Source organism: Rhizobacter fulvus (assembly GCF_964020785.1).
Map to the genome: position 1 here is coordinate 1,049,325 of NZ_OZ224516.1, position 12,132 is coordinate 1,061,456.

Sequence of the window (12,132 nt, forward strand, 5' to 3'; positions counted from 1 at the left end):
TCGGCCATTCTAGGACGGCCGCCCCGGCCCCGCTGTGTCATGGAACCGGTCTCGGCCCGGGAAACCAGAGCCGGAACAAGGTGCGCCGGCCGGCCCCGCTGATCACGCTGGCACTGCCGCCGTGCAGCTCCATGATCGACTTGACGATCGCCAGGCCCAGCCCCGAACCTGCCGCCGAACCGGATCGCGACTCGTCGACCCGGAAACTGCGCTCGAACACCCGCTCCAGGTGCGCGTCGGCGATCGGCGGCCCGTCGTTCGAGACCTCCAGCGTGCAGCCCCCGCCGTCGTGCGGCGTGGTCTCGACGATGACAGCGCTGCCGCGCGGCGCATAGCGCAGCGCGTTCGAGACCAGGTTGCCGAGCGCGCGGACCAGCATCGTCTCGTCGGCCCACACCTGCTGCCACGCCGGCTCGACGCCGTGCATGCGCAGCTCCAGCGCCACGCCGCGCTCCTCGGCCAGCATCTCGAAGTAGCCCCGCCCGCGCTCCAGCACCGGCTGCAGGTCGATCCAGCGCCGGTGGGTCGCCGCGTGCGGGTCGTCGGCACGGGCCAGGAACAGCATGTTCTCGATCAGCCGCGAGATCCGCTCGTAGTCCTCGACCGCCGACTCCAGCACCGCGCGGTACTCGTCGGCGCTGCGCGGCTTGGCCAGCGTGACCTGCGCCTCGCCCAGCAGGTTGTTGATCGGCGTGCGCAGATCGTGCGCCAGGTCCGACGAGAACTCGGACAGGCGCCGGAACGAGGCCTCCAGTCGATCGAGCATGCGGTTGAACGCGTGCGTCGACTCGACCAGTTCGGTCGGCGTATCGACAACCGACAGCCGTTCGCTCATCGGCCGCTCGCTGATCCGGTTGGCGGCGGCCGCCAGGCGCCGCGGCCCGGCGACGATGCGGCGCGCGATCCACACGCCGAGCGCGCCGGCCGCGAGCGCGCCGATCAGGAGCGTGCCGACGAAGATCTGCAGCTCGTTCTTGACGATCTCGCGCGTTTGCGTCAGCTCGTACGCGAACACCACCAGCAGCGTGCGCGTGGCGTCACCCGCGAGCGAGCCAGCCGGCACCGGGATGCGCGCGAACAGAAGCCGGAAGCTGCGGTGGTCGGGCGAGGTCCACACCGTCGTCAGCGGGCCCAGCGCCTTGCCGAGCGCGCGCACGTCGGCATGCTCGATGCCGGCCGGCAGGTCGTCGACCGCCATCGGGTTCTTTGGCAGCGCCGCCAGCGGGATCTCGAAGCGCTCGGACGCCGCGATCACGTGGCGTTGCGCGTCCAGCAGCGCCATGTGCAGGTGGCCGAGCTGCAGATCGATGCGCTTGACCAGTCGCTGCGGCGTCTGCGTCAGGTCGAAGCGGGCGGCGGCCAGGTCCTCGCGCAACAGCGCGAGGTTCGCGAACATGATCAGTTCGTTGCCCTCGCGCAGTTCGCGCGTCGCCAGCCGGTTGATCAGCAGGCCGCTGCCGGCCACCAGCACGATCGAGATCACCGCGATCGACAGGCTGATCTGCGCCGTCAGCGAGCGCTTCAGGCTGCGCAGGCAGTGCAGTTTCAAGGTGCCTCGTCACGCGGATCGCGCGGTTCAAATACGTAGCCGACGCCGCGGATCGTCTGGATCAGCTTGGTCGCGAACGGGTCGTCGAGCTTGGCGCGCAGGCGCCGCACCGCGACGTCGACGACGTTGGTGTCGCTGTCGAAGTTCATGTCCCAGACGTGCTCGGCGATCAGCGTGCGCGAGACCACTTCGCCGACATGGCGGACGAAGTAGTCGAGCAGCGCGTACTCCTTGGCCGTCAGGTCGATGCGCGTGCCGCCGCGGCTGACGCGGCGGCGCACGCGGTCGAGCTCCAGATCGGCGATGCGCGCGTGCTGCTCGACCTGCGCGGCGCCGCGCCGCAGCAGCGTGCGGATGCGCGCCAGCAGCTCGGAGAACGCGAACGGCTTGACCAGGTAGTCGTCGGCGCCGAGTTCCAGACCCTTGACGCGATCAGCCACCGCGTCGCGCGCGCTGAGGAACAGCACCGGCGTCTGACGCTGGCGGCGCAGCGCTTCCAGCACGGTCCAGCCGTCGGCGCCGGGCAGCATCACGTCGAGCAGGATCAGGTCGTAGCTCCCCGACGTGGCGAGATGCAGCCCCTCGATGCCGTTGTCGGCCACGTCGACCACATAGGCGTGCTCGCTCAGCCCCTTGCGGACGTAGGCGGCGGTCTTCGGTTCGTCCTCGACGATCAGGATGCGCATGGACAGCGGCCCCGCGGGTGGCGGGGCCGAAGGGCTTGCATGGGGCGTCAGTATCGGCGATCGGGCGCCGACGGCGAGCTACGCGGCCAGTGCGAGCTGCAATGGCTCCCTGGCACGGAACGCCCACTTCGGGCCGAGCCGGAGCGCCTCCAGCGTCATCGAGGTCGCGTTGGCGAAGAACATCGCCTCGTCCAGCCCGTGGCGCTCGAACGCGCGGCGCTGGCGCAGCGAACGGCGCCGCAGGTCGCCCTCGAACGCCTGCGCATCGCGGCTGGCCTGGCCGAAGAACGACGCGGCGCTGCGCGCAGCCTCCATCGCGGCGTCGCCGAGCGCGGGAATCGCGCGCGGCGCGGACAGGCGAATCTGCGCGATGAACGGGTTCTTGCCGACCACCAGGCCCCACGGCCGCAGGCCGTCGGCCGGATCGACGCACAGCGCCTCGAGCTTGGTCAGGCCGAAGCGGCGCGCGAGCTGCATGCGCACTGCGAGCCACGGGTCGTCGCGGCGGACCAGCGCGATCGCCGCGTCGGCCTGTGCATCGTCCCCTTCGAGCGGCAGCACCAGCGACTGCAGCAGGCCGACGGCATGCGCGTCCTGCGCGGCGGCGGCACGGTGCAGCCACTCGATCGCCTGCTCCGAATCCTCCAGCGTGTCGGCCACGCGCAGCATCAGCGCGCCGAGCTTGCGTTGCGCTTCCACCTGGCCGCCGAACGCGGCCTTCTCGAGGCAGAAGCGCGCCATCTGCGGGTTCGCGACCGACAGGCTGTGGTCGCCATGCGTCCGGTACAGGTGGAGCCACGCGGCCTCGACGCCCGCATCGGCGGCCCGCAGCAGCAGCGCGACGCCCTTGCGCATGTTCGGGCCGGCCGCGAGCGTGGCCGGTTCGAGCACGCCGCACGGGATGCCGCACAGCGCCCGGCCCAGCGCATACGCGGCGTCGCGGTCGCCGCGGCTGGTGCGGTGATCGAGTGCAGCCTCGATCGCGGCGGCCTCGATGCCGAGAATGGGATGCGCGGACTGCTCGGCCAGCCGCACCGCGGCCGCGACCAGTTCCGCGAGCTCGGGCGTCGTCGTGGGCGTGAGTGCCAGTGCAGTGCGCAGGCTGGCCGCCAGGCGCGGGAGGTCGCGCTCGGCCAAGGCCTGTTGCGCGGCGATGGTCGCGACCAGCGCGCCCTTCAGGTCGCCCGAATCCGTCAGCGTGGCAAGGAACGCGGTCATCGGGTCGTCGGCGTCGGGCTGGCGCAGCGCCGCGATCGCGCGCACCGCCGCCTCGTGCCCGGCGGCACCGGCGCGATCGAGCCAGCGCGCGCCCTCGTCGAGGCGGCCGTGGCGCACGCACAGCCAGACGCCCAGCTTGACCTGTGCCGGCGCGCTGCCGGCGGCGGCGGCCTGCGCCAGCGCACCTTCCTGCCGCAGCTGCAGAAGGTCTTCGAGCGCGAGGCTCTCGGCGACGATGCGCGCCGCCTGCGGCAGGTCGCGCACCGCAGGGTGGTTCAGGTAATCCAGCCCCGTCGCGATGTGCTGCGCGAAGCCGTCGGTGCCGAGCAGGTAGCGGCGGCCCGCTTCGCAGCGGGCAGCGGGGTCGCCCTGGCGGGCGAGGGCGAGCAACTGGATGTCTTGGCGGCGCATGGCGGTCCTCGATGGGGATGCCAAGACGATAGAAATCGGGCGCTGTCCCGAAGATGGCGGTCGGATTACAGTTTCGTAATGAACACTACTTAAATATGTCAAGCACGTGAAAAGGGCCGCACGCCCTGCGGCATGCGGCCCTCGCGATCGATCGCCCGGCAGGCCGGGCGACGAGATCGCCGGATCAGAACGAGTGGCGGACGCCGACTTCCGCGCCGGTCGACTTCTGGCCGCCGGCCAGGGCCAGGGCCGAGTTCACGTTGAACGTGGCAGCACCCTTGTTCTTCACGTACGCGGCGGTGCCGTACACGGCGGTGCGCTTGGACAGGTTGTAGATGTAGCCGACCGCGAACTGGTTCGCGTCGTTCGCATCGACATTGGTGCCCAGAGCGGTCGTCCCCGAGGCGTTGGCGTGCGTGAACGACGCCTTCAGCTGGCCCAGGCCGATCGGAGCGATCGCGCCGAGGCTGTAGGTCGCGAGCTTCTGGTTCGCGAACTTGTTCTGGGTGTAGTAGCCCATCAGCTTCACGACGCCGAGGTCGTACGACGCGCCGACATCCGCGACCTTGAACTTGTCCTCGCCGAACAGCGGCGCAACCGTGGTCTGGCCGTAGGCGACCGACACGTCGAGCGGGCCCGCGGCGTAGCCGACGCGACCGCCGAAGTACTTCTTGCCGGCCGTGCCCTCGCCTGCGGCGACCGCGAACCGTCCGTACACGCCGCCGATGTTGCTCGGCAGCAGGTACATGATCTGGTTGTCGGCCCGGGTGCCCGTGTCGCGCGCGGTGCCCAGGCTGGAATCGAACTTGCCCGACGCGGCGACGCCGTTGTCGCCGAACGCGTCGTAGTCGCTGTAGCCGGTGTAGGTCGGCGTGAAGTCGCGGCCGAGACGGATTTCACCGAAGTTGCCCATCAGGCTGACGGTCGAACGGCGGTTCCAGAAGCGGCCGGCGCTGTCGCCCGCGGTGCCGCTGTCGGCGTTCAGGCCCGACTCGATCCAGAAGCCGGCCTTCAGGCCGTCGCCCAGGTCCTCGACGCCACGCAGGCCGATGCGGCTCGTGTTGATGCCGCCGCTGACCAGCGACTTCAGCTTCAGGTCGCCGTTCTTGGTGTAGCGGGCGGCTTCGTCGATGATGCCGAACAAGGTGACCGACGACTGCGCGTAGGCGCCACCCGAGATGGCAGCGAACACTGCCAGGACTGCAAATTTCTTCATGCTCTTCCTTTGATTGGTGTTTCGGACATGTCCATGTCCCATGCCACGAGAGCGAGGACATGACGAAGCTTAGGAAGCGGGCGCACCGCGAGCACGTGGGCTGCGCGAACCCCCCAGGGGATGCTCGCGCCACCCCCCGCAAACAGGAACGATGCGTTCCGTGACCGCCACAGGACGCCGCTGTCACACTAGAGGCTGTCCGGAACTCGAACGCTGAATCCCATGCTCCACGTCAACAAGATCCTGGCCGGCGGCCGCGGCCTGGCACCGGTGCTGGTCAAGCGCGCCGCCACCGTCGCGCTCGACTGGGACGTGCGCCAGAAAAGCCGCTTCGACGCGACCGATTCGCAAGGCCGTGCGCTCGGCGTGTTCCTGCCGCGCGGCACGGTGGTGCGGGGCGGCGACGTGCTGGTGGCCGAGGACGGCTCGATGGTCGTCGTCGCCGCGGCGCCGCAGCCGGTGATGGTGGTGACCGCGTGCACCGAGCACGGGTCGCCGTTCGACCTGCTGCGCGCCGCGTACCACCTCGGCAACCGCCACGTGCAGCTCGAACTGAAGCCCGATCACCTGAAGCTCGAACCCGATCACGTGCTCGCCGACATGCTGCGCCAGATGCACCTGAACGTGCGCGACGCGAACGAGGCGTTCGAGCCGGAGGGCGGTGCTTACGCGGCGGGTGGGCATGCGCATGGGCACGAGGGTCACGGCCCCGATCACGGCCATGGCCACGCGCACGCGCCGGCTGCCGCGGCAGCGCCGAAGCCGCACGTCCACGGCCCCGATTGCGACCATGGTCACGACCACGGCCACCGGCACTGACCGGCCGATGCCCCGTCGTCGCCGAACCGCTGCGCGCCCCGCGCCGTCTGCCTCAGCCCACGCGCTGCTGCAGCTGATGTGGCTGGCCTCGCCGGCCCTGCCGGTCGGCGGTTTCAGTTATTCCGAGGCGCTCGAGGCGGCGGTCGAGGCCGGCCTCGTCACCGGCGAGGCGCAAGCCGGCGCGTGGCTGCGCGACCAGTTGCAGTTGAACCTGGCGCGCAGCGACATCGCGGTCGTCGCGAAGGCCTTCAAGGCGTGGGCGCGTGGCGACATCGTGCACATCGTCGAGCTGAACACGTGGGTCACCACGACCCGTGAGACCGCGGAACTGCGCCAGCAGACCGAGCAGATGGGCCGCTCGATGGTCGAGTGGCTGAAGAACCGCGGCGCTGCCGAAGACGACCGTGTCGCGCAACTGAGGGCGCTCGCACCCGCGCCGACCTGGCCGGTCGCTTTCGCGCTGGCCGCGCAACAGACTGGCGCGCCGCTGCGCGAGGCGCTGCTGAGCTTCGCGTTCGGCTGGGCCGAGAACATGGTGCAGGCCGCCTTGAAAGCCGTGCCACTCGGCCAGAGCGCCGGCCAGCGCATCCTGGCCACGCTGGTCGACGCGATTCCCGGCGCCGTCGACCGCGCCACGGCGCTGCTGGACAGTGAGCGCCAGGCGTTCACGCCGATGCTGGCGATCCTGTCGGCGCAGCACGAGATGCAGTATTCGCGACTGTTTCGGTCCTGACCCACGGCACGACAGGATGGCCCGGAACGTCGAGATCAAGGCCCGCATCGACAGCGTCGAGGCGGTGCTGCCGCGCGCGCGCGCGCTCGCCGACGGCCCGCCCGAGCCGATCGCGCAGGACGACACGTTCTTCGCCTGCGCGAGCGGCCGACTCAAGCTGCGGGTGTTCGCCGACGGGCGAGGCGAGCTGATCGCATACGAGCGGCCGGACGCGACCGGCCCGAAGACTTCCGACTACGCGATCACGCCGGTCGCCGACCCCGATGCGTTGCGCGCCACCCTCGAGCGCGCGCTCGGGATCGGCGGCCGGGTCGTCAAGCAGCGCACGCTGCTGCTGGTGGGCCGCACGAGGGTGCACCTCGACCGGGTCGACGGGCTCGGCGATTTCCTCGAACTCGAAGTCGTGCTGCGCGACGGCGAGAACGCGGAGGACGGCGTCGCCGTCGCGCACGACCTGCTGCATCGGCTGCAGATCGACCCGGGCCGGCTGGTGTCGGGCGCGTATGTCGACCTGCTTGACGCGGCTGGGACGAGTTAGCGTCCCGCACTTGACCGAAGCGGATCAGGCCGAAGAAGACCCGGCCGGCAGCGGCGTCGAACTCCACTTCGCGGGTGACATCGCGCCACCATAATCGACCGCATGAACTCCCCCGCCCTGCACCACATCGCGAACCGCACCCGCCGCCTCCCCCCGTTGCGCGTCGGCGTCGGCGGTCCGGTCGGTTCGGGCAAGACCACGCTGGTCGAGATGTTGTGCAAGGCGATGCGCGACACCTACGATCTGGTTGTCGTCACCAACGACATCTACACCAAGGAGGACCAGCGCCTCCTCACGGTGGCCGGCGCGCTGGAAGCCGATCGGATCATGGGCGTCGAGACCGGCGGCTGCCCGCACACCGCGATCCGCGAGGACGCCTCGATCAACCTCGAGGCGGTCGATCGCATGCTCGAGAAGTTCCCCGACGCCGACATCGTCTTCATCGAGAGCGGCGGCGACAACCTGGCCGCCACGTTCAGCCCCGAGCTGAGCGACCTGACGATCTACGTGATCGACGTCGCGGCCGGCGAGAAGATCCCGCGCAAGGGCGGCCCGGGCATCACCAAGAGCGACCTGTTCGTGATCAACAAGACCGACCTGGCCCCCTACGTCGGCGCCAACCTCGACGTGATGGCGGCCGACACGCAGCGCATGCGCGGTGCCCGGCCGTTCGTGATGAGCAACCTGAAGACGAACACCGGGCTGGCCGAGGTCGTGCGCTTCATCGAGACCAAGGGCATGCTGCGGCCCGCCGCCGAAACCGCCTGATCCGTTCACCCGTCCGAGCCGCGTTCGGGCGAACTGGGGGCCAAAAGGACCGCAGTTGCGGCCATCGCGGGGGCGCCATCGCGGGCACAGTCAGGCGAATCATTGCCTTCGATTGCGCCAGATCATGCCGACCTCTCCGTTCCGATGGTATTGGGCCGCGCCCGCCGCCGCAGTGCTGTGCCTGTTCACGACCGCCGCGCAAGCCGGCCCGCTCACGGTGATCGTGACCGGCAGCAACGGCAAGCCGCTCGCCTCGGCGATCGTGGCGGTGGTCGTCAAGGGCACGCGGGCCGCCGCAGCGCCGGGAACGATGGTGCAGATCGCGCAGCGCGAGCGCCAGTTCCAGCCGCAGCTGATCGTCTTCCAGACCGGCACCGCGGTGCAGTTCCCGAACTTCGACACGGTGCGCCATCACGTCTATTCGTTCTCGCCGATCCAGAAGTTCGAGCTGAAGCTGTACGCCGGCACGCCGGCCGCGCCGGTCGTGTTCGACAAGCCCGGGATCGCCACCCTGGGCTGCAACATCCACGACCGCATGAGCGCGTGGGTCGTGGTCGTGGACACGCCGTACTTCGCGAAGACCGACGCCGCGGGCGTCGCCCAGATCGAGCTGCCGCCCGGCGAACACCGCCTGCGCGCCTGGCACCCCGGGCTCACCGAGTTCGGCACCTGGATCGAGCAGGCCGTGCACGTCGGCAGCGGCGCCGAGCGCGCGACGATCGCCGTGCCGGTGGAAAGCGGTGTCTGAGATGCGGCAACTCGCCGCGCGCACGGCGCGCCGTCTGCTGCGACCGCTCGCGCGACGTCTCGACGTGCGCATCGTCGCGCTGTTCCTGAGCCTGCTGCTGCTGGTGCAACTGGCCAGCTTTGTCACGATCCGCCACACGATCGACGCGAACGCGCGTGTGCAGATCGCCGCCGAGCTGCGGACCGGCGAGAACGTGCTGCGCCGGCTGCTCGCGCAGAACGAGCAGCAGCTGACCGAGGCGGCGCGCCTGCTGGCGGCCGACTACGGTTTCCGCTCGGCGATCGCCAGCAACGACCGCGCCACGATCCTCGATGCGCTCGACAACCAGGGCCAGCGCATCGGCGCCAATGCGGCGCTGTTCACCGACGGTCAGCAGCAGTTGATCGCCTCCACCCGGCCGGACGACGCCGAGGTGATGCCGCTGGTGCGCGCCAACCTGCGGGCCGGCATGGCCGAGCCCCGCCACAGCACCGTGCGCGTGCTCGACGGGCGGCCGTTCCAGCTCGTCACCGTGCCGGTACGCGCGCCGCAGCTGATCGGCCACGTGTCGATGGGCTTCGCGGTGACGGGCGAACTGCTGCACGACGTGGAGGAACTGTCGTCGGTGAAGATCGCGCTGCTCGCCCGGCCGCTGGACGGCGCCTGGAACGTGCTACCGATCGGCGAGCGCGGCGCCGTGCTTCGACCCTTGGGCGCGCTGATCCGCACCGACGCCGGGCCGCAGCGCTTCGAGATCGAAGGCGAGGCCACTGGCGCGAACATCGTGCCGCTGGCGCGCAATGGCACGCACGAGGTCGCTGCGGTGGTGATGCGTTCGATCGACGAGGCGGTGGCGCCCTACCGGCGCCTGCAGCTGACGCTGCTCGCGATCACGCTGGCCGGGCTGGTGGTGTTCGGGGTCGGCAGCCTGATCACGGCGCGCCGCGTCACCGGCCCCATCAAGCAGTTGTCGGCCAGCGCCGAACGGCTCGGGGCCGGCGACTACGCAACCCCCGTCACCGTGACCAGCCGCGACGAAGTGCACGACCTCGCGCAATCGTTCGAGGCGATGCGCATCGGCATGCAGCAGCGCGAGGCGCAGATCCGCCGGCTGGCCTACTGGGACGAGCTGACCGGCCTGCCGAATCGGCAGCAGTTCCGCAACCTGCTCGGCGACCTGCTCGTCCGCGCCCGCGCGAGCGGTGCGCCGTGCGCGGTGCTGATGCTCGACCTCGACCGCTTCAAGCATGTCAACGACGTGCTCGGCCACGCCTTCGGCGACCGGGTGCTGCGCCAGATCGCGGTGCGGCTGTCGAGCGGCGTGCTGCGCGATGCGGACTGCGTGGCACGCCTGTCGGGCGACGAGTTCGCCGTGTGCCTGCCCGACACCGATGCCGATACCGCCTGCACGATCGCCCACCGCCTGCAGCAGGCGCTGGAACTGCCGCTGACGCTGGACGACCAGACCGTCGACGTCGGCGCCGGGGTCGGCATCGCGATCTACCCGGCGCACGGCGACGATCCGGACACGCTGCTCGGCCGCGCCGAGGTCGCGATGTACGCGGCCAAGGACCGCCAGTCCGGCGTGAAGGTCTACGACCCGAGCCTGGATTCGGCGAGCCAGGAGTCGCTGTCGCTGCTGAGCGAACTGCGCACGGCAGTCGACCACGACCAACTCCGTCTGTTCCTGCAGCCCAAGGTGTCGCTCGCCAGCGGCGCGGTGCTCGGCGCCGAGGCGCTGGTGCGCTGGCAGCACCCGACCCGTGGCATGGTCGCGCCGATGCGCTTTATCCCGTTCGCCGAGCAGACCGGCTTCATCCGCGTGCTGACCGGCTGGATGATCGAGCGCTGCGCCGCCCGCAGCGGCGAGTTGCGCGCGCAGGGGCTGGACCTGAAGTTCGCGATCAACCTGTCGACCCGCGACCTGCTCGACCAGGACCTGCCCGCCAAGCTCGAGAAGATGCTGGCGCGCGACGCGATGAACCCGCGCACGCTGTGCATGGAGATCACCGAGAGCGCGATCATGGACGACCCGCAGCGCGCACTGCAGACGCTGCAACGCCTGCACGACATGGGCCTGCGCCTGTCGATCGACGACTTCGGCACCGGCTATTCCTCGCTCGCGTACCTGAAGCGCCTGCCGTTGCACGAACTCAAGATCGACAAGAGCTTCGTGATGGCGATGGAGCACGACCGCGCCGACCTCAAGATCGTGCGCTCGACCGTCGACCTGGCCCACAACCTCGGCCTGTCGGTCGTGGCCGAGGGCGTCGAGAACGCCCAGACCTGGGCGCTGCTGCGGGCGCTCGAGTGCGACGAGGCGCAGGGCTACTACATGGCCCGGCCGATGCCGGAGCTGGAATTCGCCGACTGGGTCGGGCGCTGGGAGCCACCGCAGGCGCAGCTGCGCAGCGAATTCGCGGCGTTCACGCGCTGAGCGCGGCGGCCGCGTTCTCGGGTCAGCGCACCGTGACGCCGCCCGGCATCGCCTTGACGGCCCCGGAGCCGATCGCGGCGCCGAACTTCTTGGCGAGCCGTTCGGCGACGTTTTCCTTCGGCGTGTAGTCGATCACCTCCTCGGCCTTGATCACGTCGCGCGCGACGTAGTCGAGGTTGCCCAGGTGGTCGATCAGCCCGTTCTTGAGCGCCTGCTCGCCGTTCCAGAACAGACCGCTGAAAGTGTCGGGGCCCTCCTTCAGCCGCGTCCCGCGCCCTTGCCGAACGACCGCGATGAACTGCTGATGGATCTGGTCGATCATCGCCTGGAGGTAGGCGCGGTGCTTGGGCTGCAGCGGCGAGAACGGGTCGCCGATGCCCTTGTTCTCGCCGGCGGTGATCAGGCGGCGCTCGACGCCGAGCTTGTCCATCAGCCCGGTCGCGCCGAAGCTGTCCATCAGCACGCCGATCGAGCCGACGATCGAGGCCTTGTCGGCATAGATCTCGTCGGCCGCGACGGCGATGTAGTACGCGCCGGACGCGCAGGTCTCCTCGACGACCGCGTAGACCTTCTTGGTCGGGTGCAGCTTCTTCAGCCGGCGGATCTCGTCGTACAGGATGCCGGCCTGCACCGGGCTGCCGCCCGGCGAGTTGATGCGCAGCACGATCGCCTTGGCGCCGTCGTCCTCGAACGCGGTCTTGATGCCGGGCAGCAGATTCTCGGCACTGGCCTCGGCGCCGGCGGCGATCTCGCCGCGCACCTCGATCAGCGCCGTGTGCGGGCCGGTCGGCGTGGCGGCGTGGTTGCGCGCCGCGAACAGCGCGTAGGCGATCGCCATCACCAGCAGCAGCCACGACAGGCGGAAGAAGTTGCGCCAGCGGCGGTCGGCGCGGCGGTCGCGCAGCATGTCGCGCGCAAACTGCTCGGCGACACCGTCCCACTGGCTCGAGGGGGTGGCGACGGGCGTGGCGCCAACGGGTGCGGGGGCCGCACCGAAGGGCGGCAGTTGGTCTTCTGGGGTGCTCATGGG

11 protein-coding genes are annotated in these 12,132 nt (G+C 70.2%); 6 read left to right on the forward strand and 5 right to left on the reverse strand.

What is annotated here, in order from left to right:
* Window positions 1–37: 37 nt before the first annotated feature.
* The 4 genes from ACWH49_RS05070 to ACWH49_RS05085 form a co-directional block, all read right to left on the reverse strand.
* The gene (locus ACWH49_RS05070) at window positions 38–1,549 is read right to left on the reverse strand and encodes a heavy metal sensor histidine kinase (RefSeq protein WP_448170471.1); all 1,512 of its coding nucleotides are present in this window, start codon (window positions 1,547–1,549) and stop codon (window positions 38–40) included.
* Window positions 1,546–2,235 carry a heavy metal response regulator transcription factor gene (locus tag ACWH49_RS05075; RefSeq protein ID WP_448170472.1) on the reverse strand — a complete coding sequence of 230 codons (690 nt, stop codon included), beginning with the start codon at window positions 2,233–2,235 and terminating at the stop codon, window positions 1,546–1,548. The genes ACWH49_RS05070 and ACWH49_RS05075 overlap by 4 nt, the downstream gene beginning before the upstream one ends.
* Window positions 2,236–2,313: 78 nt before the next feature.
* Entirely contained in the window at window positions 2,314–3,864 is a 1,551-nt protein-coding gene (locus tag ACWH49_RS05080) for a hypothetical protein (protein ID WP_448170473.1), read from the reverse strand.
* A 184-nt stretch (window positions 3,865–4,048) separates the two neighbouring features.
* Window positions 4,049–5,080 carry a porin gene (locus tag ACWH49_RS05085; RefSeq protein ID WP_448170474.1) on the reverse strand — a complete coding sequence of 344 codons (1,032 nt, stop codon included), beginning with the start codon at window positions 5,078–5,080 and terminating at the stop codon, window positions 4,049–4,051.
* Window positions 5,081–5,302: 222 nt separating this feature from the next.
* Between ACWH49_RS05085 and ureE the strand changes: the two genes are divergently transcribed.
* The 6 genes from ureE to ACWH49_RS05115 all read left to right on the forward strand — a co-directional run bounded on the left by ureE (window position 5,303) and on the right by ACWH49_RS05115 (window position 11,102).
* On the forward strand, window positions 5,303–5,899 hold the full coding sequence (gene ureE / locus ACWH49_RS05090; RefSeq protein WP_448170475.1) for an urease accessory protein UreE: 597 nt from the start codon (window positions 5,303–5,305) through the stop codon (window positions 5,897–5,899).
* Between the two features lie 7 nt (window positions 5,900–5,906).
* Window positions 5,907–6,632 (forward strand): urease accessory protein UreF, encoded by a 726-nt coding sequence (locus ACWH49_RS05095; RefSeq protein ID WP_448170476.1) that lies wholly within the window; start codon window positions 5,907–5,909, stop codon window positions 6,630–6,632.
* Between the two features lie 16 nt (window positions 6,633–6,648).
* The gene (locus ACWH49_RS05100) at window positions 6,649–7,170 is read left to right on the forward strand and encodes a class IV adenylate cyclase (protein ID WP_448170477.1); all 522 of its coding nucleotides are present in this window, start codon (window positions 6,649–6,651) and stop codon (window positions 7,168–7,170) included.
* A 102-nt stretch (window positions 7,171–7,272) separates the two neighbouring features.
* Window positions 7,273–7,938, forward strand: coding sequence for an urease accessory protein UreG (gene ureG, locus ACWH49_RS05105; protein WP_448170478.1), 666 nt, complete (start codon window positions 7,273–7,275; stop codon window positions 7,936–7,938).
* Between the two features lie 124 nt (window positions 7,939–8,062).
* Entirely contained in the window at window positions 8,063–8,686 is a 624-nt protein-coding gene (locus tag ACWH49_RS05110; RefSeq protein WP_448170479.1) for a methylamine utilization protein, read from the forward strand.
* A 1-nt stretch (window position 8,687) separates the two neighbouring features.
* Window positions 8,688–11,102 carry a putative bifunctional diguanylate cyclase/phosphodiesterase gene (locus tag ACWH49_RS05115; RefSeq protein ID WP_448170480.1) on the forward strand — a complete coding sequence of 805 codons (2,415 nt, stop codon included), beginning with the start codon at window positions 8,688–8,690 and terminating at the stop codon, window positions 11,100–11,102.
* A gap of 22 nt (window positions 11,103–11,124) precedes the next feature.
* On the opposite strand, the gene sppA is transcribed toward ACWH49_RS05115, so the two are convergent.
* Window positions 11,125–12,129 carry a signal peptide peptidase SppA gene (gene sppA / locus ACWH49_RS05120; RefSeq protein ID WP_448170481.1) on the reverse strand — a complete coding sequence of 335 codons (1,005 nt, stop codon included), beginning with the start codon at window positions 12,127–12,129 and terminating at the stop codon, window positions 11,125–11,127.
* Window positions 12,130–12,132 lie beyond the last annotated feature (3 nt).

Excerpts from the sequence above, each read along its gene's own strand:
- ACWH49_RS05075 (WP_448170472.1), bottom strand. The coding sequence starts at position 2,235 with ATGCGCATCCTGATCGTCGAGGACGAACCGAAGACCGCCGCCTACGTC.
- ACWH49_RS05080 (WP_448170473.1), bottom strand. The coding sequence starts at position 3,864 with ATGCGCCGCCAAGACATCCAGTTGCTCGCCCTCGCCCGCCAGGGCGAC.
- ACWH49_RS05085 (WP_448170474.1), bottom strand. The coding sequence starts at position 5,080 with ATGAAGAAATTTGCAGTCCTGGCAGTGTTCGCTGCCATCTCGGGTGGC.
- ureE (WP_448170475.1), top strand. The coding sequence starts at position 5,303 with ATGCTCCACGTCAACAAGATCCTGGCCGGCGGCCGCGGCCTGGCACCG.
- ACWH49_RS05095 (WP_448170476.1), top strand. The coding sequence starts at position 5,907 with ATGCCCCGTCGTCGCCGAACCGCTGCGCGCCCCGCGCCGTCTGCCTCA.
- ACWH49_RS05100 (WP_448170477.1), top strand. The coding sequence starts at position 6,649 with ATGGCCCGGAACGTCGAGATCAAGGCCCGCATCGACAGCGTCGAGGCG.
- ureG (WP_448170478.1), top strand. The coding sequence starts at position 7,273 with ATGAACTCCCCCGCCCTGCACCACATCGCGAACCGCACCCGCCGCCTC.
- ACWH49_RS05110 (WP_448170479.1), top strand. The coding sequence starts at position 8,063 with ATGCCGACCTCTCCGTTCCGATGGTATTGGGCCGCGCCCGCCGCCGCA.
- ACWH49_RS05115 (WP_448170480.1), top strand. The coding sequence starts at position 8,688 with ATGCGGCAACTCGCCGCGCGCACGGCGCGCCGTCTGCTGCGACCGCTC.
- sppA (WP_448170481.1), bottom strand. The coding sequence starts at position 12,129 with ATGAGCACCCCAGAAGACCAACTGCCGCCCTTCGGTGCGGCCCCCGCA.